The 26,296-nt window shown below is 61.5% G+C and carries 22 protein-coding genes and 1 pseudogene; 9 read left to right on the forward strand and 14 right to left on the reverse strand.

What is annotated here, in order from left to right; translation table 11 throughout:
• Window positions 1–29: 29 nt before the first annotated feature.
• From K0H47_RS24640 to K0H47_RS24675, 8 genes are all read right to left on the reverse strand, one after another.
• Window positions 30–659 carry a glutathione S-transferase gene (locus tag K0H47_RS24640; RefSeq protein ID WP_219273770.1) on the reverse strand — a complete coding sequence of 210 codons (630 nt, stop codon included), beginning with the start codon at window positions 657–659 and terminating at the stop codon, window positions 30–32.
• A gap of 35 nt (window positions 660–694) precedes the next feature.
• Window positions 695–871 (reverse strand): hypothetical protein, encoded by a 177-nt coding sequence (locus K0H47_RS24645; RefSeq protein ID WP_017476405.1) that lies wholly within the window; start codon window positions 869–871, stop codon window positions 695–697.
• Window positions 868–1,971, reverse strand: a complete 1,104-nt coding sequence (locus K0H47_RS24650) for a PepSY domain-containing protein (RefSeq protein WP_093204304.1) — start codon at window positions 1,969–1,971, stop codon at window positions 868–870. The genes K0H47_RS24645 and K0H47_RS24650 overlap by 4 nt, the downstream gene beginning before the upstream one ends.
• Window positions 1,972–2,033: 62 nt before the next feature.
• Window positions 2,034–4,442, reverse strand: coding sequence for a TonB-dependent siderophore receptor (locus K0H47_RS24655; protein ID WP_177070838.1), 2,409 nt, complete (start codon window positions 4,440–4,442; stop codon window positions 2,034–2,036).
• Between the two features lie 211 nt (window positions 4,443–4,653).
• Window positions 4,654–5,622 carry a FecR domain-containing protein gene (locus tag K0H47_RS24660; protein WP_093204313.1) on the reverse strand — a complete coding sequence of 323 codons (969 nt, stop codon included), beginning with the start codon at window positions 5,620–5,622 and terminating at the stop codon, window positions 4,654–4,656.
• Window positions 5,619–6,137 (reverse strand): RNA polymerase sigma factor, encoded by a 519-nt coding sequence (locus tag K0H47_RS24665; RefSeq protein ID WP_010167452.1) that lies wholly within the window; start codon window positions 6,135–6,137, stop codon window positions 5,619–5,621. Before K0H47_RS24665 ends, K0H47_RS24660 begins: the two co-directional genes overlap by 4 nt.
• 260 nt (window positions 6,138–6,397) lie before the next feature.
• A complete protein-coding gene (locus K0H47_RS24670) occupies window positions 6,398–7,105 on the reverse strand; it encodes a PolC-type DNA polymerase III (protein WP_063026690.1) in 708 nt (235 codons plus the stop codon).
• A complete protein-coding gene (locus K0H47_RS24675) occupies window positions 7,102–9,024 on the reverse strand; it encodes a putative nucleotidyltransferase substrate binding domain-containing protein (RefSeq protein WP_172834543.1) in 1,923 nt (640 codons plus the stop codon). The genes K0H47_RS24670 and K0H47_RS24675 overlap by 4 nt, the downstream gene beginning before the upstream one ends.
• A 246-nt stretch (window positions 9,025–9,270) precedes the next feature.
• Between K0H47_RS24675 and K0H47_RS24680 the strand changes: the two are divergent.
• Window positions 9,271–9,711: pseudogene (locus K0H47_RS24680) on the forward strand (response regulator); the annotation flags it as partial.
• Window positions 9,712–9,870: 159 nt separating this feature from the next.
• Here K0H47_RS24680 and K0H47_RS24685 read toward each other — a convergent pair.
• Window positions 9,871–12,048, reverse strand: a complete 2,178-nt coding sequence (locus K0H47_RS24685) for a malate synthase G (RefSeq protein ID WP_219273771.1) — start codon at window positions 12,046–12,048, stop codon at window positions 9,871–9,873.
• Window positions 12,049–12,532: 484 nt separating this feature from the next.
• Here K0H47_RS24685 and K0H47_RS24690 point away from each other — a divergent pair, with 484 nt between their 5' ends.
• Window positions 12,533–13,051 (forward strand): glycine cleavage system protein R, encoded by a 519-nt coding sequence (locus K0H47_RS24690; protein WP_177025558.1) that lies wholly within the window; start codon window positions 12,533–12,535, stop codon window positions 13,049–13,051.
• Between the two features lie 222 nt (window positions 13,052–13,273).
• Here K0H47_RS24690 and rarD read toward each other — a convergent pair whose 3' ends face one another.
• From rarD to K0H47_RS24715, 5 genes are all read right to left on the reverse strand, one after another.
• Window positions 13,274–14,158, reverse strand: a complete 885-nt coding sequence (gene rarD, locus K0H47_RS24695; protein ID WP_063026696.1) for an EamA family transporter RarD — start codon at window positions 14,156–14,158, stop codon at window positions 13,274–13,276.
• A gap of 107 nt (window positions 14,159–14,265) precedes the next feature.
• Window positions 14,266–15,240 (reverse strand): serine/threonine protein kinase, encoded by a 975-nt coding sequence (locus K0H47_RS24700; protein WP_003211077.1) that lies wholly within the window; start codon window positions 15,238–15,240, stop codon window positions 14,266–14,268.
• Between the two features lie 162 nt (window positions 15,241–15,402).
• The gene (locus tag K0H47_RS24705; RefSeq protein ID WP_219273772.1) at window positions 15,403–17,301 is read right to left on the reverse strand and encodes a PhoX family phosphatase; all 1,899 of its coding nucleotides are present in this window, start codon (window positions 17,299–17,301) and stop codon (window positions 15,403–15,405) included.
• Between the two features lie 71 nt (window positions 17,302–17,372).
• Window positions 17,373–18,137 carry a TOBE domain-containing protein gene (locus K0H47_RS24710; protein WP_219273773.1) on the reverse strand — a complete coding sequence of 255 codons (765 nt, stop codon included), beginning with the start codon at window positions 18,135–18,137 and terminating at the stop codon, window positions 17,373–17,375.
• Between the two features lie 57 nt (window positions 18,138–18,194).
• Window positions 18,195–18,932: a ComF family protein gene (locus K0H47_RS24715; RefSeq protein WP_219273774.1), complete on the reverse strand. Its 738-nt coding sequence runs from the start codon at window positions 18,930–18,932 to the stop codon at window positions 18,195–18,197.
• A 90-nt stretch (window positions 18,933–19,022) separates the two neighbouring features.
• Between K0H47_RS24715 and bioB the strand changes: the two genes are divergently transcribed.
• The 7 genes from bioB (at window position 19,023) to K0H47_RS24750 (ending at window position 26,146) form a co-directional block, all read left to right on the forward strand.
• Window positions 19,023–20,078: a biotin synthase BioB gene (gene bioB, locus K0H47_RS24720; RefSeq protein ID WP_063026704.1), complete on the forward strand. Its 1,056-nt coding sequence runs from the start codon at window positions 19,023–19,025 to the stop codon at window positions 20,076–20,078.
• 154 nt (window positions 20,079–20,232) lie between these two features.
• Window positions 20,233–21,411 carry an 8-amino-7-oxononanoate synthase gene (bioF, locus tag K0H47_RS24725; RefSeq protein ID WP_063026706.1) on the forward strand — a complete coding sequence of 393 codons (1,179 nt, stop codon included), beginning with the start codon at window positions 20,233–20,235 and terminating at the stop codon, window positions 21,409–21,411.
• Entirely contained in the window at window positions 21,404–22,135 is a 732-nt protein-coding gene (locus K0H47_RS24730; RefSeq protein ID WP_063026708.1) for an alpha/beta fold hydrolase, read from the forward strand. The genes bioF and K0H47_RS24730 overlap by 8 nt, the downstream gene beginning before the upstream one ends.
• Window positions 22,128–22,937: a malonyl-ACP O-methyltransferase BioC gene (gene bioC / locus K0H47_RS24735; protein WP_218264016.1), complete on the forward strand. Its 810-nt coding sequence runs from the start codon at window positions 22,128–22,130 to the stop codon at window positions 22,935–22,937. Before K0H47_RS24730 ends, bioC begins: the two co-directional genes overlap by 8 nt.
• Window positions 22,934–23,614, forward strand: a complete 681-nt coding sequence (bioD, locus tag K0H47_RS24740; protein ID WP_177025553.1) for a dethiobiotin synthase — start codon at window positions 22,934–22,936, stop codon at window positions 23,612–23,614. Before bioC ends, bioD begins: the two co-directional genes overlap by 4 nt.
• Window positions 23,615–23,721: 107 nt before the next feature.
• Window positions 23,722–24,003, forward strand: a complete 282-nt coding sequence (locus K0H47_RS24745) for a hypothetical protein (protein WP_010167428.1) — start codon at window positions 23,722–23,724, stop codon at window positions 24,001–24,003.
• Window positions 24,004–24,340: 337 nt separating this feature from the next.
• Window positions 24,341–26,146: a phenylacyl-CoA dehydrogenase gene (locus K0H47_RS24750; protein WP_219273775.1), complete on the forward strand. Its 1,806-nt coding sequence runs from the start codon at window positions 24,341–24,343 to the stop codon at window positions 26,144–26,146.
• Window positions 26,147–26,296: the final 150 nt, after the last annotated feature.

Genomic DNA, 26,296 nt, shown 5'->3' on the forward strand with positions numbered 1-26,296 from the left:
CCTCGCCACAGAGGAACCCTTGCAGCAGGTTAAGCCGGTGGCAGGGTCTGGAGCATCGACGGCCGCTGACTCACTTCGGCATACCACGCCGCCAGCTTCGGATGGCTCGACCGCCACTGCATGCCCGGGTGGCGGAAGTCCAGGTAAGCCAACGCACACGCCACGCTGATCGCGGCCACGTCAAACGGCCCGGCCAGTTCCGTGATGGCGTCCTGTTCCAGCATGTCGAGGGCGCGACGGATCTTGTCGCGTTGGCCTTCCAGCCACAGGTCCCAGTGTTTCTCCTCGGGGCGCATGGCGGTTTCATAGCGCACCAGCACGGCGGCATCCATGATGCCGTCGGCGCTGGAGGCCAGGGTCAGGCGGCGCCAGCGGGCCGGGCCGTTCCGGGGGATCAGCGGGGTCCCGGTATGTTGATAGTCGAAGTAATCGAGGATCACCCGGCTGTCATGCAATACGTTGCCATCGGCCAGGCGCAGGGCGGGGATCTTGCCCAGCGGGTTGTCCTGGATCACCTCTGCGTCAGGCTTGACCGGTGTCGGCACGCAGGCGTGCAAGGTCACGCGATCCAGTTGGCCGGTCTCGTGCAACAGCACCCGTACTTTGCGAACAAACGGCGAGGCAGGGTTGTGGAACAACGTCATGCTGGAGGTGGACATGGGCATTCCTCGGAAAAGGGCAGCGCTAATCTATCTCAACGCTTGAACAACGCCCAGCTACCAATTACAGCCGGAATGCCCAGTCCCACCCAGCTCAACGAGTCCCACAACCCATCCCCCAGCAACGCCGCAAACAACCCGGCGGCACTCAGCAGCCCGATGGCCAGCGGGATGCCGAACACCTTCCAGAAATTCGACTGCCGTGGCTTCATGACTTGGCCGCCTTGCGCCGCACCAGCCACAAGTACACGCCACTGCCCAGAACGATAATGGTCAGCACATCCAGCACCGCCCAGAGAATCTTCATCGGCATGCCGCCGTAGTCACCGAAGTGCAGCGGTTGGGACATGCCCATGGCGTCCATGTACCACGGCCGTTCGGCAATGGCGGTGACCTGCAGGTTGCTGGCGTCGATCAACACCGGTGTCAGCAGGTGCGAGGTCAGGTGTGTGCTGCCTTTCATGAACACCGCGTAGTGATGCTCGCTGGAAAAGCGCGTGCCGGGGAACGCGATAAAGTCCGGCTCCATGCCCGGCGCGGCCTTGGCGGCGATCGTCAGCAGGTCGGTGGCGGGGGCGCGCAAGGTCAGCGGGGGGGCGTCTTTGTAGGGTTCGATCATCGCGCTGAGGCTGTCGGTACGCCAGGCAGCGATGATCAGATCGGCGCAGGCGCTGATCACGCCGGTCACGCCCACCACCAGCGCCCAGGTCAGGGTGACTACGCCGATCAGGTTGTGCAGGTCGAGCCAACGCAGGCGGGTGGATTTGTCCTGGCGCACCGTGGCGAACTTCAGCCGGCGCATGAACGGCAGGTACAACACCGTGCCGGAGATGATCGCCAACACGAACAGAATGCCCATGAACGCCAGCAGCAACTTGCCCGGCAGCCCGGCGAACATATCGACGTGCAGGCGCAGCAGGAACATCGTCAGCCCGCCGTTGGCCGACGGCGTTTCCACGGCTTCGCCGGTACGGGCGTCGAGCATGAAGGTGTGGGAGGAATTGGGTTCGGTGCCGGCAGTGGCGGCCATGATCGCGATCACGCCATTCTTGTCGTCTTCGTCCCAGGCCAGGTATTGCATGGCTTCGCCGGGTCGATGGGCCTGGGCTTTGGCAACAAGCTGTTCGAGGTTCAGCTGTGGGGTGTCGGCGGGCATGTGTGCCAGTTCGGGTTCGTTGCCCAGCAGGTGATCGATCTCGTGGTGGAAGATCAACGGCAGGCCGGTGAGGGCGAGCAGCAGCAGGAACACGGTGCAGACGAGGCTGGTCCAGGTGTGGATGAAGGACCAGCGGCGGATGGTTTTGCTTTTCATGTGTCATCCAAATGCAAAAGGGCCACGGTGCGACCGTGACCCTTGGGTACTACCTTAGCGGGTTACCACTTGTAGTTCACGGCAGCGACTACGTTGCGCTCATCACCGTAGTAGCACCAGGCACCGTCGCACGTCGACAGGTAGTCCTTGTTGAAGATGTTCTTGGCGGTCACATCCACCGAAACACCCGCCAGCACCGGATTGATTCGGCTCAGGTCGTAATGCACGGCAGCGTCGTACACGGTGTATGAACCGACGTGACCATTGGCAGTATTGGCGGTGTTGCCGTAGGTGTCACCCACGTAACGCACACCCGCACCCACACCGAAACCATCCAGAACACCCGAGTGCCACGTGTAGTCAGACCACAGCGAAGCCTGGTTGCGCGGTACCAACTTCATGCGGTTGCCCTTGTCGTCACCTTTGAGAATTTCGGTGTCGGTGTAGGTATAGGAACCGACCAGTTTCAGGTTGTCGGTGACTTCCGAAGTCGCTTCCAGCTCCAGGCCACGCACGCTGATTTCGCCGATCTGGCTGGTGACGTTGTTCTGGGTGACAGAAACGTTTTGCTGGCGCAGATCAAACACAGCAGCGGTCAGCAGGGTTTTGCTACCTACCGGCTGATACTTCACGCCCACTTCAGTTTGTTTGCCTTGGGTCGGTTTGAACGACTCGGTGGCACTGGCACTGGCGCCAGCCGTTGGCTGGAACGACTCGGTGTAGGAGATGTACGGGGTAATGCCCGAATCAAACACGTAGCTCAGGCCAGCGTTACCGCTGAACGCTTTATCGCGCTGGGTGTTGGTGGCGTCATTCATGTTGAAGAACGTGGTGCCGGTGTGAATCCAGTCTTCCCGGCCGCCCAAGGTCAGGCGCCACTTGTCCAAGGCAATTTGGTCCTGGACATACACGCCGGTCTGCACCGTCTTCTGGTTGTAGTCGTAGAAGGTGAACGGGGCGCCGGCAGGACGGGGTTGGTTATAGATCGGACGGTTCGGGTTGATGCTCGCGGCGCTGCCTTCGATCCAGTGGTAATCGGTGTTGCTGCGTTGGTGATCCAGGCCGAGCAACAGGGTGTGGCTCAGGGCGCCGGTCTGGAAATCAGCCTGGAAGTTGTTGTCCACGGCCAGTTGCGCGATGTCTTCATCGACCTTGTCGTAGATTCGCGCCAGCATACCGTCCGGGCCTACAGCGGTGTCGCCATAGCTGGAATAGGTGGTGTTGAAGGCCAGTTCGCTCTTGGTGTAGCGCATGTTTTGCTTAAACTGCCAGACGTCGTTGAAGCGATGGTCAAAGGCATAACCCAGGGCGTAGTAGGTGCGATCGTAGTAATCCTGATCCGGTTCGCCGAGGTTTTTGTGGTGGGAAATCTTGCCGGCTGGCGAAGGCAGCTTTGTGCCTTGCAAGGGCAGGAACTGGCCGCTGATACCGGTATCGTCGCGGGTGAACTGCGATAGCAGGGTCAGGTGGGTGTCGTCGTTGATGTTCCAGGTTAGGCTCGGCGCGATGTTGTAGCGCTTGTCTTCGATGTGGTCGATGGGCGTGCCGCTGTCACGTACTACGCCGTCGACGCGGTAGAGGAACTGGCCTTCATCATCGATCTTGCCGGTGCTGTCGAAGCTGATCTGCTTACGGTTGTTGCTGCCGACTTCGGCGCGTACCGCGTGGCTATCTTCGGCTTGTGGACGACGGCTGACCATGTCGAGCATGCCGCCCGGCGGGGTTTGGCCATAGACCGAGGAAGCCGGGCCGCGCAGCAGGGTGATGCGGTCGAGGTTCCAGGTCTCCTGTTTCGGGTTGGCGTAGGAGCCCTTGGGCAGCGGCAGGCCGTCGAGGAACTGGGTCGGCTCAAAGCCACGCACGCGCAGCCAGTCAGCCCGTGCATCGCTGCCGTAGCTGCTGGCGATCACACCCGGCATGTAGCGTACGGCGTCATCAAGGTTTTGCACGCCGCGGTCTTCCATCTGGGCGCGGGTGATCACCGACATCGAGCGCGGGGCTTCGACAATGGCGGTATCAGTCTTGGTGCCAGCGGCGGTGCGTGTGGCGACGTAGCCATCCACCGGCCCCCACGCACTTTCCGCATCCGCCTGCCCGGTAATACTAGTCTCCGGCAACGCCACAACCCCCTCCGGAATCGCTACCAGGCTGAACGTGCCTGCACTGCTTTGCTCCAGTTGCAGCCCGGTCCCGCGCAACGCTTCACGCAATGCGCCTTGTGCATCGAATTGCCCTTTTACCGGCGCGGAAGTCTTGCCCGCTGCCAACCCCGGGTTCAGCGTCAACGCCAAACCGGCTTGGCTGGCGATCTGGTTCAGGGTCGTGGCCAGCGGCGCTGCCGGCAGGTTGTAGGCGCGCACGCTGGAGGCCTGTTCGGCGGCGATCAGCTGGGTGCTGGCCAGCGGGGCGCTGAGGGCGATGGCCACGGCTAACAGGCTGGGGCGCAATAGGGTGTCTAGCGTGCGGGACATACGGCGGCTCCTGAATGGAAATATTTCTCAATTGCCTATGTGCCGAGCGAGATGCAAAAAGTGATAGGGCCGAATGAAAATAATTTCTATTAGTGGGTGAGTGCTGTTTTTGAGGGCCTCATCGCAGGCAAGCCAGCTCCCACAGGGGAACGCATTCCACCTGTGGGAGCTGGCTTGCCTGCGATGACAATGGCCTATGCACCACAGGAGCCTACGGCTTGGGCGCCACCGTCACCCACCACGGCGTGTGTTGTTGAATCTGCACCGGCAAGGTCGGCAGCAGTGCATTCAGCGCCAGGTTGGTGTCGTGCAGCGGGAAGCTGCCGGTGATCCGCAGGTCGGCCACGTGTTTATCCACACCCAGGTACCCGGTGCGATAGCGGCTCAGTTCCTCAACCACGTCGCCGAGGCGCGCGTTGTCTACCACCAGCATGCCGCGTGTCCAGGCGTCGGTGCCGGGGCTGATAGCCAGCATCGGGCCGAGGCCGTCGCGGCGCATCAGGACTTGCTGACCTTCCTTGAAGATCTGCTCCTGATGCAGCGCTTCAGGCTGCGCGCCGACGGCAGACTGCAACACGCTGAGGCGCGTGCCGTCGTCTTCGCGCTTGACGATAAACCGCGTACCCAAGGCGCGCAGGCTGCCTTCGCGAGTTTCGACAAAAAACGGGCGGGCGTCGTTGTGGCCGGTCTCGATGAGGATTTCGCCCTCCTGCAACACGATCAGCCGGCGTTTTTCGTCGAAGCGCACGTCGATGGCGCTGTGGGTATTGAGGTTGATCACCGTGCCGTCCGCCAGCTTCAGGGTGCGCTGTTCGCCGGTGGCGGTGCGCTGATCGGCCAGCCAATAGTTGAGCGGCACGTAGCGCTGGCCGGCGAAGAGCACCAGGCCGCACACCAGCACCACACTGGCCAGGCCGCTGCCGAGCTTGCGCACGCGCTTGCGAATGCCTTCGCGCGATTGCAGCAACGCCGCACGGGCCGGGCCTGAGGCCACACTGAAACGCTGATCGAGCATGCCCAGTTGGCGCCAGGCCCGGGCGTGTTCTTCGTTGCTGGCCAGCCATTTGGCGAACTCTTCCTGTTCCACGGCGCTGCCGTCGCCCGAATCGAGGGACAGTTGCCAGGCAATGGCGGCGTCAAGCACCCGTGCCGAGACCGGCTTGGAACTGACCGGGCTCACAGCGGCTCGCCATACAGGGCGATGTAGCACTGGCGAATGCCTTGAGCCAGGTATTGCCGTACCCGAGGCACGGAAACCCCAAGACGCTGAGCGATTTCGGCGTGACCCATGCCATCGAGGCGGTTATAGAGGAAGGCCGCGCGGGCTTTGCTCGAGAGTTTGCCCAGCAGGCGGTCGATGGCCTTGAGGTCTTCGAGGATCAGTTGCTGCTCTTCCGGGGACGGGTGCTCGCTTTCCGGGATCAGCATCAGCTCGGTGAGATAAGCCTGTTCCAGGGCGGCGCGGCGGAAGTAGTCGAACAGCAGACCCTTGGCGATGGCCACCAGAAATGCCCGCGGCTCGCGGGGCTCACGCAGTTCTTCACGGCCCAGCAGGCGCATGAAGGTGTCCTGGCTCAAGTCTTCGGCACGGCTGGGGCAGGCCACATTGCGTCGCAGCCACGCCAACAGCCAGCTGCGATGGTCGCGGTATAACGCGCCAACAAGCTCACTGTGGGGACTTTGGATGGACGACAAGGCGACACCGATCGGGAAGTTTAAACTAACGAGAATTATTCGCGATTGTGGCAGAGGTGTAAGGCGGGTGCAATTGGCGTTGGTCGGGCGGCGGCGTAATGATATCTATCATGATGATGCCGCTTACTGTGGCGAGGGAGCTTGCTCCCGCTCGCTGCGCAGCAGTCGTAATCCAGGCAGTGCATTTATTCAGTTGGAAATGGGTTGGCTGATTTTGGGGGCGCTTCGCACCCCGGCGGGAGCAAGCTCCCTCGCCACACTTAGAATGAGGGCGCTTGCTTGCGGCGTTTCCATTGGCCCAGGCGCTGTTGTAACGCGTGCGGGCTGTCGATCTGTTGCTGCCGTGCGCGGCTGAACAAAATCAACATCAACTCCGCCGTCGCCAACGCGTCCGCACTGGCGTGATGGCGCTCGCCCACTTGCAGCTTGAAATGCGTGATCCAGTCATCCAGCCCCGCTTCGCGGATGTTGGCATCAGGGCACAGCAGCGGGGCGATGTCGGCCACGTCCAGGAACGGGTGGTTCAAGCGATAGCCCAGGCTGTCCTTGAGCGCCCGGCACAGCATGTGTTGATCGAAGGGCGCATGAAACGCCAGCAGCGGACTGTCGCCGACAAACTCCATGAAGTCCATCAGCGCTTCAGCCGGATCACTGCCCGCCGCGATGGCACTGGGCCCCAGGCCGTGGATCAGCACACTGGGGCTGAGCTTGGTCTCGGCCCGTTGCAGGGTGCGTTCGAACAGCTGGGAGAAGTCCACAGCACCGTCTTCGATCACCACCGCGCCAATGGAAAGCACTTGGTCTCGATTGAGGTTCAGGCCGCTGGTTTCCAGGTCCACCACCACCCAGCGCTGGTCCCGCAGCGAACCGTCACCCAGCTCCCGTGGCTTGGGCAATTGCTCAACCCGCCGCTGTTGCGCTGCGTCCAGGCCAGGTTTGGGTTTGCGCAGCCAGCCAAACAAGCTCACAGCTGATACCGCAAGGTCAGACTGCTTTGCAGGCGTTGGGCCTGGCGCAGGGATTCACGCAGGATGCGCCGGTCCAGGTGGTTGAGGCTGTCGGGGTCGACACGGTTGGAGTAGGGCAGGTTCTCGCGGGTTTGCAGTTGGTGCTGCTGCATGCGGGTTTGTTGAATGAAGTGGTAGGCCTCTTCATAGGCCGCACCGTCGAGACGTTCGATGACTTCCTTGGCCACCAGCTGGCGCAAGCGCTCCAGGGTGTTGATGGCGCTAATCCCGTTGGCCAATGCCAGCAGGCGAGCACCGTCGACAAAGGGCGTGAGGCCTTGCACCTTGAGGTCGAGCGTCGCCTTGTCGGCACCTTTGCGCGTCAGCACGAAATCCCGGAAACGCCCCACCGGCGGGCGCTGGCGCAACGCGTTTTCGGCCAGCATGCGCTGGAACAAACGATTGTCCGCCACCTGGTCGAGAATGCCCTGACGCAATTGCTCGCACCCTTGCTCATCGCCCCAGACCACCCGCAGATCAAAATAGATGCTCGAACCCAGCAGGTTCTCCGGCGTCGCCTCACGGATAAACCCGGCAAAACGCCGCGCCCATTCGGCCCGGGACAGGCACAGCTCAGGGTTGCCGGCCATTATATTGCCCTTACACAGGGTGAAGCCGCACAGCGCCAGGCTCTGGTTGATCTGCTGTGCCAGGGGCAGCAAGCGGCCACGAATCTCGGCGGCCTCGGCGGCGTCCCTGGCTTCGAACAGAATGCCGTTGTCCTGGTCGGTATACAGCGTCTGCTCGCGGCGGCCTTCGCTGCCGAAACACAACCAACTGAACGGCACGCCGGGGTCGCCCTTGTCAGCCAAGGTCAACTCGATGACGCGGCACACCGTGTGGTCATTGAGCAAGGTGATGATGTGGGTGATCTGCGTGGACGAAGCACCGTGGGCCAGCATGCGTTCCACCAACTGGCCGATTTCGCCACGGATCGCCACCAGGTTTTCGACCCTGGGCGCATTGCGAATGGTGCGCGCCAAGTGCACCAGGTCCACCCGTTGCAGGGAAAACAGATCGCGCTCGGACACCACGCCACACAGGCGCTGATCCTTGACCAGGCACACGTGGGCAATATGCCGTTCGGTCATCGCGATCGCAGCGTCGAAGGCGCTGTGGTCCGGGGTGAGAAAGAACGGCGCCTGGGTCATATGGCGCTCGATGCCCTGGCTGAAATCGCTGGTGCCGTCGGCCACCACCTGGCGCAGGTCCCGCAGGGTGAAAATCCCCAGGGGCGCCTTGTGCTCGTCGACGATCACGATGCTGCCCACTTGCTGCTCGTGCATTTGCGTGACCGCTTCACGCAGCGGCGTCAGTGGGCTGCAGGTCACCGGGTGACGCATGGCCAATTCGCCCAGGCGGGTGTTCAGCGAGTACTGCGTGCCGAGGGTTTCTACGGCCTTTTGCTGGACTTGCTGGTTGACCTGGTCCAGCAGGCTGCTCACCCCGCGCAAGGCGAAATCGCGAAATGCGCTGGAAAGGGCGAATAGCTTGATAAAGGCCGGTTTGTTCAGTTGCAGGCAGAAGGTGTCTTCGGCGGCTTTATGCTCTGTGCGGGTCGCCCGTTCACCCAGCAGTGCCGCCAGTGGGAAACATTCACCGGTGGTGATTTCAAAGGTGGTTTCGGCTGAATCCGGCCGCTCGCCGACCACGCGGCCCTGCTTGACGATATAGAAGTGTTCCACCGGCCCGCCAGAGGGCTTGAGGATGCTCTCGCCGGGGGCGTAGAAGCGCAATTGGCACTGCTCTACCAGAAACCCCAGGTGGGTGTTCTCCATCTGGTTGAACGGCGGGAAGCGTTGCAGGAATTGCAGGGTGCCGTGGATGTTCTGCAACACAGCGGTTTTCCCCGCTTGTGTGAAAGCATCAGCTTTACTCATACCTATGACCGCAGTTTTTTTGTCGTTATCGTTCCCCATGGTCGACTCCTGCGCTGCGGGTGCCCATTGGACGTAAGTCTAGGTAGCGATTCGCCCTCACTGACTAGGGAAAAACCTTACATGAATATCGTCCAAACCCCGTAGAACGCCCACTAGGCAAACTTTCCGACGAAGTGCACATTGTTCGCCCTTCCGGCGATGTCTGACTTCTGTGCTGGGAGATTGTTTAGAACTGCCGAGAAACGTATGTCCGACCACGATATTTTGAGTGACGCCGAGCGCGAGGCCCTGAGCGCGGTTATGCAGGAGCCTGATTTACCGCCACAACGGGTTTTGATCGTGGATGACGACAAGGACGCGCGCGAACTGTTGGCAGAAATTCTTGGCTTGGACGGTATTCGTTGCATGACCGCCGACAGCGGCGAGGCGGCATGGGACTTGTTGAGCTCCAGCAGCTCCATTGGCTTACTGATCACTGACCTGCGCATGGCACCGAGCAACGGGTTGCAATTGATTCGCCAGGTACGCGAATCCACCCGGGCGGCGCTGCCGATCATCATCATGTCGGGGGACGCTGAAGCGCCCGACGTTATTGATGCGATGCATTTGAGCGTGGTGGATTTTTTGCTCAAGCCCATTGATAGCGTGAAGCTGGCGAAGATGGTGAAGCGGGAATTGGGAATAGCCCCGTCGCCAGGCAGTGACGAGCCCCACAAGGTGTATCGTCCTGCCCCGCATCGCCCCCATACGCCTCAGAAACACTCAATCAGTAAGAAAAAATAGCCTTTAGCACACACAAAAAAGCCCTGATCTTTCGATCAGGGCTTTTTCGTTTCTAGCACTTACTCACAGATCATTCTTGGCCTTGAACTCCCGACGCCGGCGGTGCAATACCGGCTCGGTGTAACCGTTCGGCTGCTTGGTCCCTTCAATCACCAACTCCACCGCCGCCTGGAACGCGATGTTGCTGTCGAAATCCGGAGCCAGCGGGCGATACAGCGCATCCCCGGCGTTCTGACGGTCCACCACCGGCGCCATGCGCTTGAGGCTTTCCATCACCTGGGCTTCATTGACGATGCCATGGCGCAACCAGTTGGCAATATGCTGGCTGGAGATACGCAGGGTGGCGCGGTCTTCCATCAGACCGACGTCGTTGATGTCCGGCACTTTCGAGCAACCTACGCCCTGGTCGATCCAACGCACCACGTAACCGAGGATGCCCTGGGCGTTGTTGTCCAGTTCGTTGCGGATTTCTTCGTCGGACCAATCGGTATTCTGGGCCAGAGGAATGGTGAGGATATCGTCCACCGAAGCCCGTTCGCGCTTGGCCAACTCGGCCTGGCGGGCGAATACGTCAACCTTGTGATAATGCAGCGCGTGCAGCGCAGCCGCTGTCGGCGAAGGAACCCATGCCGTGTTGGCGCCGGCCAGCGGGTGAGCAATTTTCTGCTCGAGCATGGCGGCCATCAGGTCGGGCATGGCCCACATGCCTTTACCGATTTGTGCGCGGCCTTGCAGGCCGGTGCTCAAGCCGATATCGACGTTCCAGTTTTCGTAGGCGCCGATCCATTTCTCAGCCTTCATGGCGGCCTTGCGCACCATCGCGCCCGCCTCCATGGAGGTGTGGATTTCATCGCCGGTACGGTCGAGGAAGCCGGTGTTGATAAACACCACGCGCTCGCTGGCCGCCTTGATGCAGGCCTTGAGGTTGACCGTGGTGCGGCGCTCCTCGTCCATGATCCCGACTTTGAGGGTGTTGCGTGGCAGGTTCAGCACGTCTTCGATGCGGCCGAACAGCTCGTTGGTGAACGCGGCTTCTTCCGGGCCATGCATCTTCGGCTTAACGATGTACACCGAACCGGTGCGGCTGTTCTTGCGGCTGGTGTTGCCGTTGAGGCTGTGGATCGCCGCCAGGCTGGTGAGCAGGCCGTCGAGAATGCCTTCCGGCACTTCGTTGCCGTCTTTGTCGAGGATGGCGTCGATGGTCATCAAGTGGCCAACGTTGCGCACGAACAGCAGCGAACGACCGTGCAGGGTCACTTCCTTGCCGTCGGCACCGGTGTAGACGCGGTCGGCGTTCATGGTGCGGGTGAAAGTCTTGCCACCCTTGGCGACTTCTTCCGACAGGTCGCCCTTCATCAGGCCGAGCCAGTTGCGGTAGATCACCACCTTGTCATCGGCATCGACGGCAGCTACGGAGTCTTCGCAGTCCATGATGGTGGTCAGGGCGGCTTCCATCAGCACGTCTTTCACGCCGGCGGCGTCGGTCTGGCCGACCGGGGTGCTGGCGTCGATCTGGATTTCGAAGTGCAGGCCATTGTGCTTGAGCAGGACGGCAGTCGGCTTGGCAGCGTCGCCCTGGTAGCCGATCAGTTGCGCATCGCTGCGCAGGCCGCTGTTGCTGCCGCCCTTGAGGCTGACCACCAGCTTGCCGTCGACGATCTTGTAGCCAGTGGAGTCCACGTGGCTGCCGGCAGCCAATGGCGCGGCTTCGTCAAGGAAAGCGCGGGCGAAGGCGATGACCTTGTCGCCACGCACCTTGTTGTAGCCTTTGCCCTTTTCGGCGCCGTCGGCTTCGCTGATGGCGTCGGTGCCATACAGCGCGTCATACAGTGAGCCCCAGCGCGCATTCGAAGCGTTGAGGGCGAAACGGGCGTTCATCACCGGCACTACCAGCTGCGGGCCGGCCATGTGGGCAATTTCTTCGTCGACGTTTTGGGTCGAGGCCTGGAAATCCGCGGCTTCTGGCAGCAGGTATCCGATATCTTGAAGGAAGGCTTTGTAGGCCACAGCGTCGTGTGCCTGGCCGGCGTGGGCCTGGTGCCAGGTGTCGATCCGCGCTTGAAAATCGTCGCGTTTGGCGAGTAGGGCTTTGTTCTTCGGCGCCAGGTCGTGGATGACCTTGTCGGCACCGGCCCAGAACTGGTCGGCGGTAATGCCGGTACCAGGAATGGCTTCGTTGTTCACGAAGTCGAACAGGACTTTGGCGACCTGCAGGCCACCGACTTGAACGTGTTCAGTCATTGCTTGCCTCACTCTGCGGAGCTTATGCGCTTTTCAGCTTTTCAATTTACCAATGAAGCCTCTGGCCATGTAAACCGCGAACATGCCGCACCAGTACATGCCGTTGAAGGCGGCTGGGCGGGCTGCGTCGCGGTGCGTGGTTGCCTTGGCAGACATCGACCTAACGTTATGTAGTGCGCGATTGGGCATACTACATGATGAGTTGCGGTTGTGAAAATTAGACTAAATACGTCGTTTAGCGACCCACTTTGGTCGTACGGTCACAGTGGGGTACGGGATGTTCTCAAAAAACTATTGGATTGTTCCAGATAAATATAAAAATGGTACACGATTTGTTTTCGCGGGCGCCTGCGTCCACCTTGTAGGAGCGAGCTTGCTCGCGAGGATCGTTAACGATAACGCGGGATGCCTGACACCCAACGGTGCTCTCACGTTCTTCGCGAGCAAGCTCGCTCCTACAGAATCAGAAGAAGAGGACGACACCATGGACCATCTCGTACTGACTGTCATCGCCCCGGACAAACCCGGCGTGGTCGAACGCATCGCCCAATGCATCGCCGCCCATGGCGGCAACTGGCTGGAAAGCCGCATGGCGCACATGGCTGGGCAGTTTGCCGGGATCTTGCGGGTGAGCGTGCCGGCGGAAAATCGTCTGGATTTGATTGGGGCGCTGGAAGACTTGTCCACCCACGGCATTCGCGTGCTGCAGGGCGAAAGCAGTTCGGTCGCCGCCAGTGAGTCGCAACCGATCGCGATGGCGTTGGTGGGCAATGACCGGCCGGGGATTGTTCGCGACATCACCGCGCTGCTCAGCAAGCAGGGCGTCAACCTGGAGCGCTTGATCACCGACGTGCGACCGGCACCGATGAGCAGCGACCTGCTGTTCCACGCCGAAGCCTTGTTGGCGGTGCCGTTGACGCTGCCACTGGAGACCTTGCAGGCGGCATTGGAAACCCTGGCAGACGACCTGATGGTGGAACTGGAGCTGCGCAGCGAGGAATAGTTGCCCACAAGGTTATGCATGGAAATCTTGCATGGGCCTGTGGATAACCTGTAGAGACCCGCGTCCAGCCCAGGCGGGCCGCGGCTCTTCGCCGGCTGAGCAAAAAACGAGCAGTTTCAAGGGCTTGTGCACAAACGCCGGGGATCAGGCTGTGGATAACCTTGGGGTGAATGCCTGCAAGCCACGCCGGCTGTAGCTTGCAGGAGTCTGTACGTTATTTGATCAGTTTTTCCGCACGGTCAGCCAGGCGTCGAGGCTGTAAACCACCAGGCCGGCCCAGATAAAGCAGAAAGCGATCAACGTGGCCGGCGCCAGGTGTTCATTGAACAGCAGCACCGCTTCCAGCAGCACCAGTGTCGGCGCCACGTATTGCAGGAAGCCCAGGGCGGTGTAGGGCAAATGCCGCGCGGCGGCGTTGAAACACACCAGCGGGATCAGTGTCACCGGGCCAGCGGCCACCAGCCACCACGCTTCGGAGGTGCCCCAGAATTCCATCTGTGCACTGTGGGCAGACGGGTTGAACAGTAGCCATGCAATGGCAATCGGCACCAGCATCCAGGTTTCCACCACCAGCCCGGGCAATGCCTTGACCGGCGCCTGCTTGCGGATCAAACCGTAGAAACCAAAGGTGGCTGCCAGTACCAGGGACACCCAGGGCAAGCTGCCGACCTGCCACACCTGTTGCGCCACGCCCACTGCCGCCAGGCCCACGGCCACCCATTGCAGGCGGCGCAGGCGCTCGCCCAGGATCACCATGCCCAGCAGCACGTTCACCAGCGGGTTGATGTAGTAACCGAGACTGGCCTCGAGCATGCGGCCACTGTTCACCGACCACACGTAGGTCAGCCAGTTGGCCGCGATCAAGGTGCCGCTCAGGGCGAGGATCGCCAGGCGCTTGGGATTGTCCCGCAGTTCTCGGAGCCAGCCCGGGTGTTTCCAGACCATCAGCAGCAAACTGCCGAACAGTGCCGACCACAGCACACGGTTGACGATGATTTCTGCGGCGGGAACGCTGGCGATGGCTTTGAAGTAGATCGGGAACAGGCCCCAGATGACGTAGGCACTCAGGCCCAATATGTATCCGCGACGGGGGTTGGCGGCTTGCATGCAGAATCCTTGCTTAGGCAGCTAACAAAGCCGCGATTGTAAGGATATTTGTCAGGGGATGTGTGTTGAAAGTGTAGGGCCCAAGGTCAGGGCCCAGACGGTAGTGATCAGAACAGCTTCAACGGTTCTTCGTTGAGCGCCGACAACTGCTCGCGCAACGCCAGCACCTGGTCGCCCCAGTAACGTTCGCTGCCAAACCACGGGAAGCTGTGGGGGAACGCCGGGTCGTCCCAGCGCCGTGCGAGCCAGGCGCTGTAGTGCATCAGGCGCAGGGCGCGCAGCGGTTCGATCAGGGCCAGTTCGCGTGGGTCGAAGTCGTGGAATTCCTGGTAGCCGTCCATCAATTCCGACAGCTGCCCCAGGCATTCCTGGCGGTCACCGGCGAGCATCATCCACAGGTCCTGAACGGCAGGGCCCATGCGGCAGTCATCGAGGTCGACGATGTGGAACATCTCGTCGCGGCACATCATGTTGCCGGGGTGGCAATCGCCGTGCATGCGGATGTTCTTGTGGGGCGTGGCCTTGTAGACCTCTTCCACACGCTTGAGCAGGTCGCGGGCCACGGACTCGTAGGCTGGCAGCAGGCTGCGAGGAATGAAGTTGCCTTCCAGCAGGGTGTTCAGGGAGTCGTGACCGAAATTCTTCACGCCCAGGGCTTCGCGGTGTTCGAAGGGCCGGGTGGACCCGACCGCGTGCAGGCGGCCGAGCAGTTGGCCAAGACGATACAACTGATCGAGGTTGCCCGGCTCTGGCGCGCGGCCACCCCGGCGCGGGAACAGGGTGAAGCGGAAGCCGGCGTGTTCGAACAGGCTTTCGCCGTTGTGAATCATCGGCGCCACCACCGGCACTTCGCACTCGGCCAGTTCGAAGGTGAAGCTGTGTTCTTCGAGGATCGCTTCGTTGGTCCAGCGCTGTGGCCGGTAGAACTTGGCGATCAAGGGCTCGGAGTCTTCGATGCCGACCTGGTAGACACGGTTTTCGTAGCTGTTGAGCGCGAGGATGCGGGCGTCGCTGAGGAAACCGATGCTTTCGACAGCGTCGAGCACCAGGTCAGGGGTCAGTGTTTCAAACGGGTGTGCCATGCGAACTCCTGCGCGCAGCAGGGCGCCGCGTCCGGCCGGGTATGGTAACGCACCGGGGTCGAGATAGGTGGTGACTGTTAGTCCGCCATCGCGGGCAAGCCCGGCTCCCACAGGAGTAATCGGTCAACTGTGGGAGCCGGGCTTGCCCGCGATGGCGCCTTATCAGGCGCCGACGATCCCGCCATCGTCTCGACGAATCGCCATCACCGAGGACCGTGGCTTGCCATTCGGCAGGTGCTCCGGCCAGGTCGAACCACCGGTTTCCCCCGGATGCTGAATCCCCACAAACAGGGTTTTCTGGTCCGGCGAGAAGCTGATCCCGGTCACTTCACACGCCACCGGCCCCACCATGAACCGCCGAATCTCTCCGGTCGACGGGTCGGCACACAGCATCTGGTTATTACCCATCCCGGCAAAGTCGCCGCCGTTGCTGTAGTCGCCATCGGTCAGGATCCACAACCGCCCGGCCTTGTCGAAACCCAGCCCATCCGGGCTGTTGAACATGTTCTGCGGGTTGATGTTGGACGAGCCACCCTTTGGCGTCCCGGCATGCACCGCCGGGTTGCCGGCCACCACAAACAAATCCCAGCTGAAATCCGGCGCGCCATGGTCGTTGGCGTTGGCCTTCCAGCGCAGGATCTGCCCGTAGACGTTTTTCTCCCGCGGGTTCGGGCCGCCGACCGGCTGGCCGTCTTCGCCGCGCTTGGCGTTGTTGGTCAGGGTGCAATACACCTGACCGTCGGTGGGGCTGACCACGATCCATTCCGGGCGGTCCATGCGGGTGGCTTTCACCACGCTGGCGGCCAGGCGTGCGTGGATCAGCACTTCGGCCTGGCTGGCAAAACCGCTGTTGGCGTCGATGCCGTTCTTGCTGTAGGTCAACTCGACCCATTGGCCCTGGCCCTTGGGATGGTCGGCATTGCCGTCGCCTGCGTCGAAAATCGCCACATACAAGGTGCCGTGGTCCAGCAGGTCTTTGTTGGCCTTGGGGTTCTTGTGATTGATCTTGTCGCGGCTGATGAACTTGTAGATGAACTCGCCGCGTTCGTCGTCGCCCATGTACACCACGGCGCGGCCGTCGCGGGTTTCCGCCAGGGCGGCGTTTTCGTGCTTGAAGCGACCCAGGGCGGTGCGTTTGACCGGTGTGGATTGCGGGTCGAACGGGTCGATTTCCACCACCCAGCCATGGCGGTTGAGTTCGTTGGGGTTCTTGGCCATGTCGAAGCGCGGGTCGTGGGGGTGCCAGTTGATGTCTTTGCTGGCGGCCACCACGCCGTAGCGTTTCTGCCCGGCGTCGAAGGTTTGTTGCGGGTTGCTGCTGCCGAAGCAATCGGTGAAGTTCTCTTCGCAGGTCAGGTAGGTGCCCCACGGGGTCTTGCCGTTGGCGCAATTCTGGAAGGTGCCGAGGACTTTTTTGCCGGTTTTGTCGGCGCTGGTTTTCAGCCAGGCATGGCCCGCTGCGGGGCCACCGAAGCGGATCGGCGAGTTGCCGTGGATGCGCCGGTTGTAGCGCGAGTCCTGGACGAACTGCCAGGTGTCGCCTTTGCGCCGCACTTCGATCACCGACACCCCTTCGCTGGCCAGCGCCTTGCGCACGTCTTCCGCCGATTGCGGCGCGCCGCCGTGGGCGTAGAGGTAGCGATAGTTGGTGTATTCGTTGTTGATCGCCATCAGCGCGCGGTTGTCGTCACCGGGGAAAGCAAACAGGCTCATGCCGTCGTTGTTGTCGCCGAACTGTTGTTCCTGGGCCTTGGCGGTGCCGTTGCCGCTGGGGTCGAAGGCCGGCGCGTTTTTGTGCAGTGGCTGGCCCCAGCTGATCAGTACCGAGGCGCTGTAGCCGGGCGGCAGGGTGATGGTGTCGCTGGTGGCTGCGGCGATGCTGGTGAAACCCAGCAATGGGCTGTTCGACGCGGCGTTGACCGCCAGGGCACTGCGGGTCAGCAGGTTGCCGCCGAGGAACATCGCGGCACCGCACAGGGCGCCGGCACCGATAAAACGGCGGCGGGTGAGGCCGACCATCTGTTCCAGATCGGTGGCTTGGTTTTCTTCTAATAGGCTCATTTCAGGCTCCCTGCGGGTTTTTGCAGACACCTTAAGGAGCGGTCGTGACGAAATTGTTGCAGTTTGAAGCGTTACACCGGGGTGCCCAGCAGCACGTTGCTGGGGGAGAACTGCACCTTCACCTGCACGCCTTCGGCGGCACTGATCTGCGCAAGTGCGTCGGGCCGGGCCAGGGCACACAAAACCTGGCCATTGGGCAGAGTGATACGGACCTCGCTGGGGCCGTCTTCGGCGTCGAGAATCGCCTCGATTTTTCCTTCCAAGCAATTGTGTCCTGGTGTTGCTGACTGCGAGGCGGCCAGCACTTCAAGCCAGCCAGCCTTGATCAGGGCCACCACTTCGGTGCCGGTCTCCAGCTCCAGATGCAAGGTGCTGTCGTGGGTGATTTGTGCATCCAGGCTCAGCCCGCCGGCCAGTTCCAGGCGAATCAGGTCGTTGCGGCCATGGCTGTCGATGGCCATGACCTCGCCGTGCAACTGGTTGCGCGCGCTGGTGCGCAGCATCAGGCGGCCCAACAGGTTGAAGTCGCTGGCGTCTTCGGCGGAATCCAGCACCTGGGTTTGCAGCACTTGCAGACGCTGGTAGAGGCGCAACACCCGTTCGCCCTCTGCCGTCAGCTTGGCGCCGCCACCGCCTTTGCCGCCGACACTGCGTTCCACCAAGGGCTTTTGCGCCAGGTTGTTCAACTCGTCGATGGCGTCCCACGCTGCCTTGTAGCTCAAGCCCGCACTCTTTGCCGCGCGGGTGATGGAGCCCTGCTCGGCAATGTGTTGCAGCAGCGCAATGCGCTGGGGGCGACGGACGATGTGTTGGCTCAAGAGGGTAGGCAGGGACATGGGGACACGCTTCGATGGAATGGGCAGACGTTGCGGGCAGGGCGTCTGAGAGTCAAGTCATGTGCCGGGCTTGGGCGTGCGGGCCAGGCAATACACATCCACCTGTCGGGCGCCGGCGTCCGTCAATAGGCTGGCCAGGCTGTTGGCGGTGGCGCCGGTAGTCAGTACGTCATCGATCAGCGCCAGGTGCCGGCCGTTGACTTGCGCACCGTCCGCCAAGGCAAAGGCCTGGAGCAGGTTGCGCTGGCGGGTCCTGGCGTCCAGGTCCTGTTGCGCCACCGTTTCATGAGGCCGTAACAGCAGGTGCTCATCGTAGGGGATATTCAGGTCCTTGCTCAGCCAGCGCGCGAGCATGGCTGACTGGTTGTAACCCCGTTCCCGCAGGCGTTTGCGAGCCAAGGGCACGGGTAGCAGGCAGTCGGGGCGCGTCAGCTCCGCATCGTCATAACGGTGTTGCAGAAACTGCCCCAGCAGGTGCGCGAGCAAATGGCCCAGCGGCCATCGGGCCTGATGCTTGAAGCGGCTGATCAAGCTGTCGATGGGAAAGCTGTAGATCCAGGGGGCAACCACCTGTTTAAACGCCGGTGGTCGCTTCAGACATTGGCCACACACCAGGCCTGACATGGGCAATGGCAGCGCGCACACTTCGCATTGATCCATCAACCAAGGCAGTTCGGTTTCGCAGGTGTTGCAGATGGAATGGGCCGTTTCGCTGCTTTCATCACAGATCAAACAGATTTGGTTGCTTTTTAACCAGATGTAAACCTCGTGTTTCTTCTCAAGTTGACAGTGCATGAATCTTCCTTAAATATGCCGAGCATCCGTGTCGTGCCTGTGGGTATTACTGTCCGCAGGGCTTGCCAAAGCATAATCAAGGAATCGCCCATGAGCGCCAGCATCACTGCCAACCTGCGTCACGATTGGTCTTTAGCCGAAGTCAAAGCGCTGTTTGTCCAGCCTTTCAACGACCTGTTGTTCCAGGCGCAGACCGTGCACCGCGCGCATTTCGACGCCAACCGCGTTCAGGTTTCCACGCTGCTGTCGATCAAGACCGGCGCCTGCCCGGAAGATTGCAAATATTGTCCGCAGTCGGGCCACTACAACACGGGCCTGGAAAAAGAGAAGCTGATGGAAGTGCAGAAGGTCCTCGAAGAGGCCGCCCGCGCCAAGGCAATCGGCTCGACCCGTTTCTGCATGGGCGCCGCCTGGAAACACCCGTCGGCCAAAGACATGCCCTACGTGCTGGAGATGGTCAAAGGCGTGAAAGCCATGGGCCTGGAAACCTGCATGACCCTCGGTCGCCTCGACCAGGACCAGACCGAAGCCCTGGCCCAAGCTGGCCTCGATTACTACAACCACAACCTCGACACGTCGCCGGAGTTCTACGGTTCGATCATCACCACCCGTACCTACGCTGAGCGCCTGCAAACCCTGGCGTACGTGCGTGATTCGGGGATGAAGATCTGCTCCGGCGGCATCCTCGGCATGGGCGAGTCCCTGGACGACCGCGCCAACCTGCTGATCCAGCTGGCCAACCTGCCGGAGCATCCGGAATCGGTGCCGATCAACATGCTGGTGAAAGTCGCCGGTACGCCGCTGGAAAACGCCGACGACATCGACCCGTTCGACTTCATCCGTATGCTGGCAGTGGCGCGCATCCTGATGCCGCAGTCCCATGTGCGGCTGTCGGCCGGGCGTGAGGCGATGAACGAGCAGATGCAGGCCCTGGCGTTTTTTGCCGGTGCCAACTCGATTTTCTACGGCGACAAACTGCTGACCACCGCCAACCCGCAGGCGGACAAGGACATGCAACTGTTCTCGCGCCTGGGCATCTTGCCGGAGGCTCGCGAAGAGCACGCCGACGAAGTGCACCAGGCGGCGATCGAGCAGGCGCTGGTGGAGCAGAAGAGCAGCGAGCAGTTCTATAACGCGGCTGTTTAAGCCATTTCTCCTGCCGAAGTGCGATCCAGTGTGGGAGCTGGCTTGCCTGCGATAGCGGTCTGTCAGACACATTGATGTTGAATGTGTCGCCGCAATCGCAGGCAAGCCAGCTCCCACAGGGTTGACCGCGTTTAGCCTGCTTAACCGAGGTCTCATGTCTTTCGATCTCGCCGCGCGTCTTGCGGCTCGTCGTGCCGAACACCTGTATCGCCAACGTCCACTGCTGCAGAGCCCTCAAGGCCCTGACGTGGTGGTCGATGGCCAGCCGTTGCTGGCGTTCTGCAACAACGATTACCTGGGCCTGGCCAATCACCCGCAGGTGATTGAAGCCTGGCGTGCGGGCGCGGCGCGTTGGGGTGTCGGTGGCGGTGCTTCGCATCTGGTGATTGGCCACAGCACGCCGCACCATGAACTGGAAGAAGCCTTGGCCGACCTGACTGGCCGCCCGCGGGCGCTGCTGTTCACCACCGGTTACATGGCCAACCTCGGAGCCGTCACGGCGCTGGTGGGTCAGGGCGATACGGTGCTGGAAGACCGTCTCAATCATGCCTCATTGCTGGATGCCGGTTTGCTCTCCGGGGCGCGCTTCAATCGTTACCTGCACAACGACGCGGCCAGCCTGGCCAAGCGCCTGGAGAAAGCCACCGGCAATACGCTGGTGGTCACCGATGGCGTGTTCAGCATGGACGGCGACCTGGCTGACCTGCCGGCACTGGCCCGTGAAGCCCGAGCCAAGGGCGCATGGCTGATGGTGGATGACGCCCATGGCTTCGGGCCTTTGGGCGCCAACGGTGGTGGGATCGTCGAGCATTTTGGCTTGAGCCAGGAAGACGTGCCGGTGTTGGTGGGCACTCTGGGCAAAGCCTTCGGTACTGCCGGCGCGTTTGTCGCGGGCAGCGAAGAGCTGATCGAAAGCCTGATCCAGTTCGCCCGCCCGTATATCTACACCACCAGCCAACCGCCGGCGCTGGCCTGCGCCACGCTGAAAAGCCTGGAATTGCTGCGCACCGAGCATTGGCGCCGTGAGCATCTCAACGGGTTGATCCGCCAGTTCCGCCAGGGCGCCGAGCAGATTGGCCTGGAGCTGATGGACAGTTTCACGCCGATCCAGCCGATCATGATTGGCGACAGTGCCCGTGCCGTGCGTTTGTCGCAGATGCTGCGCGAGCGTGGGCTGATGGTGACTGCGATCCGTCCGCCAACCGTGCCCGCCGGCAGCGCTCGCCTGCGGGTAACCCTGACGGCGGCCCACAGTGAAGCCCAGGTGCAGCTATTGTTAAACGCATTGGAAGAGTGTTTCCGCTTGTTAGGCCAGGAGCCCGACCATGCGTGATCGACTGATATTGCTGCCTGGCTGGGGCCTCGGCATCTCGCCGCTGGAACCGCTGGCGGCGGCGCTGCAAGGGCTGGATGAACACCTGCGGGTGCATATCGAACCCTTGCCGGCGCTGGCTGGCGCGGACCTCGACGAATGGCTGGACGAGCTGGACGCCAGCCTGCCGGACAACGCCTGGCTGGGTGGCTGGTCCCTCGGCGGGATGCTGGCTTCAGAGCTTGCAGCGCGCCGGGGCGATCGTTGCTGTGGCCTGGTGACCTTGGCCAGCAACCCCTGTTTTGTCGCCCATGACGGCTGGCCGAGCGCAATGCCCGGCGAAACCTTCGATGCGTTTCTCGCCGGGTGCAATGCCGATTCCCAGGTCACGCTCAAGCGCTTCGGCCTGCTGTGCGCCAAGGGCGCGGAAGACCCTCGCGGGCTGGCGCGCTTGTTGGTCAGCGGGGCGCCGAATACGCCGTCCCCGGTCCTGATGAATGGCCTTGAGTTACTCGCTCAACTGGATACCCGTGAGGCGTTGCTGGCCTTTCGTGGCCCACAGTTGCACCTGTTTGCCGGCATGGACGACCTGGTGCCAGCCGAGGCGGCCAGCGACCTGCTGACCTTGTTGCCCGATGTTGAAATCGGCCTGATTGAACAGGCCGGTCACGCTTTTCTACTGGAGGACCCCCACGGTGTGGCGGGGGCCATCCAGGCTTTTTTGCATGAGTGCGGTGATGACTGATTTGTCCCATGTGCTACCCGGCGGCTTGCCAGACAAGCGCCAGGTAGCGGCCTCCTTTTCCCGCGCAGCCGCCAGTTACGACAGTGTTGCCGAGTTGCAGCGTGCAGTGGGCAGCGAGCTGTTGCGGCGTTTGCCCGAAGGTCTTTCTCCACAACGCTGGTTGGACCTGGGCTGCGGCACGGGTTATTTCAGTCGTGTGCTGGGCCAGTCATTTCCGGATAGCCAGGGTCTGGCCCTGGATATCGCCGAGGGCATGCTCAACCACGCCCGACCCTTGGGTGGCGCGCAACATTTTATCGCTGGGGATGCCGAGCGCTTGCCGTTGCAGAACTCCAGTTGCGGGCTGATTTACTCCAGTTTGGCGGTGCAGTGGTGTTCGGACTTTAGCGCAGTGCTCAGTGAGGCGCGGCGAGTGTTGCAGCCGGGTGGCGTGCTGGCGTTTGCCAGTCTCTGCGTGGGTACGCTGGATGAGTTGCGCGAAAGTTGGCGCGCGGCGGATGGGATGGTTCATGTGAACCGCTTCCGGCCATTCAGTACTTATCAACAGCTGTGCGCGGCCAGTGGCTTGCGGGTGCGCAGCCTGGAGCAGCGTCCCCACGTGTTGCACTACCCCGACGTGCGCAGCCTGACCCACGAACTGAAAGCGTTGGGTGCGCACAATCTGAACCCGGGACGCCCTGGAGGCTTGACGGGCCGGGCGCGGATTGTTGCACTGGTGCAAGCCTACGAGCAGTTCCGCCAGGCCCAAGGCCTGCCGGCGACTTATCAAGTGGTGTACGCCGTCCTGGAGAAACCTCTATGAATGCCGCTTACTTCATCACGGGGACCGACACCGACGTCGGCAAGACCACCATCGCTGCCGGCCTGCTGCATGCCGCGCGGCAAGCGGGCAAAAGCACGGCGGCGGGCAAACCGGTAGCCTCGGGGTGCCAACTGACCCCCAAGGGTCTGCGCAATTCGGATGCCCTGGCGTTGTTGGCGGAATGTTCACTGCCCTTGACCTATGCCGAGGTCAATCCGGTGGCGTTCGAGCCGGCCATCGCGCCGCATCTGGCAGCCCGCGAAGCCGGTGTGGCACTGACGGTGCAGTCGTTGTTGAAGCCCATGCAGCATATTCTGGCCAAGCAGGCAGACTTCACCTTGATTGAAGGCGCGGGCGGTTGGCGTGTGCCCTTGGCGGATCAGGACAATCTGTCGGACCTGGCCCAGGCGCTGAAGCTGCCGGTGATCCTGGTGGTGGGGGTACGACTGGGTTGTATCAGTCACGCGTTGCTGACCGCCGAAGCCATCGCCAGGGACGGTTTGCCGCTGGCGGGCTGGGTAGCCAATATCATCGATCCCAAGACCTCTCGTCTGGAAGAGAACCTTGCAACCCTGGCTGAGCGACTCCCCGCGCCATGCCTGGGAAGGGTGCCCAAGCTCAAGCATCCCAGCGCCGAAGCGGTCGCCGAGTACTTGCAACTGGACCTGCTTGACTAGTTTTACCTATCAATAAGGCATTATGCCATTAGTGTTTTTAACGGGCCTTTTGCCGGTATGTCTGCTTCAATAAGGTTTCACGATTCTCTTTCAGGCAGGTTCACGCCATGGAAATCTCTGGTAGCAGTGCGTTTTACTCGGGACTGAGCGCCATTCAGACCGGGCAGAACCGTGTCGACCAGGCCGCCGGCAAGATCGCCAGCGCCGCCACTACCCAGCCTTCGGACGCGCAAAATGATCGTTTGCGTTCGGTAGATGCCAATCAGGCCAGCAACTCGGCGAGCAATATGGTCGAGATGGCCCAAGGCAAGTTTCAGGTCGAGCTGGGCGCCAAAGTGGCCAAGGCTTCCGACGAAATGCTTGGTACGTTGATCGATACTTACGCATAACCCCCCCTATTATTGTGCGAGCTGGCTTCTCTGTGGGAGCTGGCTTGTCTGCGATAGCGTCACCTCGATCCTCCTGATACACCGCGGCGCCCGCATCGCAGGCAAGCCAGCTCCCACATTGATCTTCACCGCTCAATAATCTTTTTCCCCCTGAATCGTCATGTGGCATTTCGCTGCAGGCCTTGCCGTGCCTGACGTTGACCTGCGTCATGACAAACGGCATTTGCACGACGCTTGACAAGGATAGGTCGTAAACGTATGTTTCAAACAACTGTTTGACCGCTACAACAATCCACGCGGTTGTTCATCCCAGATACATCAGCAGAGGTTTATCGCTATGCCTGACTACAAGGCCCCCTTGCGTGATATTCGCTTCGTTCGTGACGAACTGCTCGGCTATGAAGCGCACTATCAGAGTCTGCCGGCTTGCCAGGACGCTACCCCGGACATGGTTGACGCCATTCTCGAAGAAGGCGCCAAGTTCTGTGAGCAGGTACTGGCACCGCTGAACCGCGTGGGTGACATCGAAGGTTGCACCTGGAGCGAGTCAGGCGTTAAGACCCCTACCGGCTTCAAAGAAGCCTACAAACAATTCGTTGAAGGCGGCTGGCCAAGCCTGGCCCACGACGTGGCGCACGGTGGCCAAGGCCTGCCGGAGTCCCTGGGCCTGGCAGTCAGCGAAATGGTCGGCGAAGCCAACTGGTCGTGGGGTATGTACCCTGGCTTGTCGCACGGCGCGATGAACACCATTTCCGAGCACGGCACCCCGGAACAGCAAGAGGCTTACCTGACCAAACTGGTGTCGGGCGAGTGGACCGGCACCATGTGCCTGACCGAACCGCACTGCGGCACCGACCTGGGCATGCTGCGCACCAAGGCCGAGCCTCAGGCTGACGGCTCCTACAAGGTTTCCGGCACCAAGATCTTCATCTCGGCCGGCGAACACGACATGGCCGACAACATCGTCCACATCGTTCTGGCCCGCCTGCCGGACGCACCGGCTGGCACCAAAGGCATTTCGCTGTTCATCGTTCCCAAGTTCGTACCGAACGCCGACGGTTCGATTGGCGAGCGCAACGCGGTGTCCTGTGGTTCCCTGGAACACAAGATGGGCATTCACGGCAACGCTACCTGCGTGATGAACTTCGACGCGGCCACCGGTTTCCTGATCGGCCCGGCGAACAAAGGCCTGAACTGCATGTTCACCTTTATGAACACCGCTCGCCTGGGTACCGCGCTGCAAGGTCTGTCCCACGCTGAAATCGGCTTCCAGGGCGGCCTGAAATACGCTCGTGACCGCCTGCAAATGCGCTCCCTGACTGGCCCGAAAGCGCCGGACAAGGCAGCCGACCCGATCATCGTGCACCCTGACGTGCGCCGCATGCTGTTGACCATGAAAGCCTTCGCCGAAGGCAACCGCGCGATGGTGTACTTCACCGCCAAGCAGGTTGACGTGGTCAAGTACGGCACCGACGACGAAGCCAAGAAACAGGCTGACGCACTGCTGGCGTTCATGACCCCGATTGCCAAGGCGTTCATGACCGAAGTCGGTTTTGAATCCGCCAACCACGGCGTGCAAATCTACGGCGGCCACGGCTTCATCGCCGAGTGGGGCATGGAGCAGAACGTTCGCGACAGCCGCATTTCGATGCTGTACGAAGGCACCACCGGCATCCAGGCCCTCGACCTGCTGGGCCGTAAAGTGCTGATGACCCAAGGCGAAGCGCTGAAGGGCTTCACCAAGATCGTCCACAAGTTCTGCCAGGCCAACGAAGGCAACGAAGCGGTAGAGGAATTCGTTGCACCGCTGGCGGCACTGAACAAAGAGTGGGGCGAGTTGACCATGAAGGTCGGCATGGCGGCCATGAAAGACCGTGAAGAAGTCGGTGCCGCCTCGGTGGATTACCTGATGTACTCCGGCTACGCCTGCCTGGCCTACTTCTGGGCTGACATGGCCCGCCTGGCCGCCGAGAAACTGGCTGCCGGCACCACCGAAGAAGGTTTCTACACCGCCAAGCTGCAGACTGCGCGCTTCTACTTCCAGCGCATCCTGCCGCGTACCCGCACCCACGTTGCAACCATGCTGTCGGGCGCCAACAACCTGATGGACATGAAAGAAGAGAACTTCGACCTGGGCTACTAAGCCTCGGCGGGTTCATTTCAAAAGCCGCCGCTCCTTAGGGAGCGGCGGCTTTTTTTTCGTTCCCATGCTCCGCGTGGGAATGCAGCCTGGGATGCTCTGCGTCCCGCTCCACGCCAGTCAATAAAAAACCACAGCGCAGCACTCAGGGAT

The organism is Pseudomonas sp. Xaverov 83, assembly GCF_019352905.1.
GTDB lineage: Bacteria > Pseudomonadota > Gammaproteobacteria > Pseudomonadales > Pseudomonadaceae > Aquipseudomonas > Aquipseudomonas yamanorum.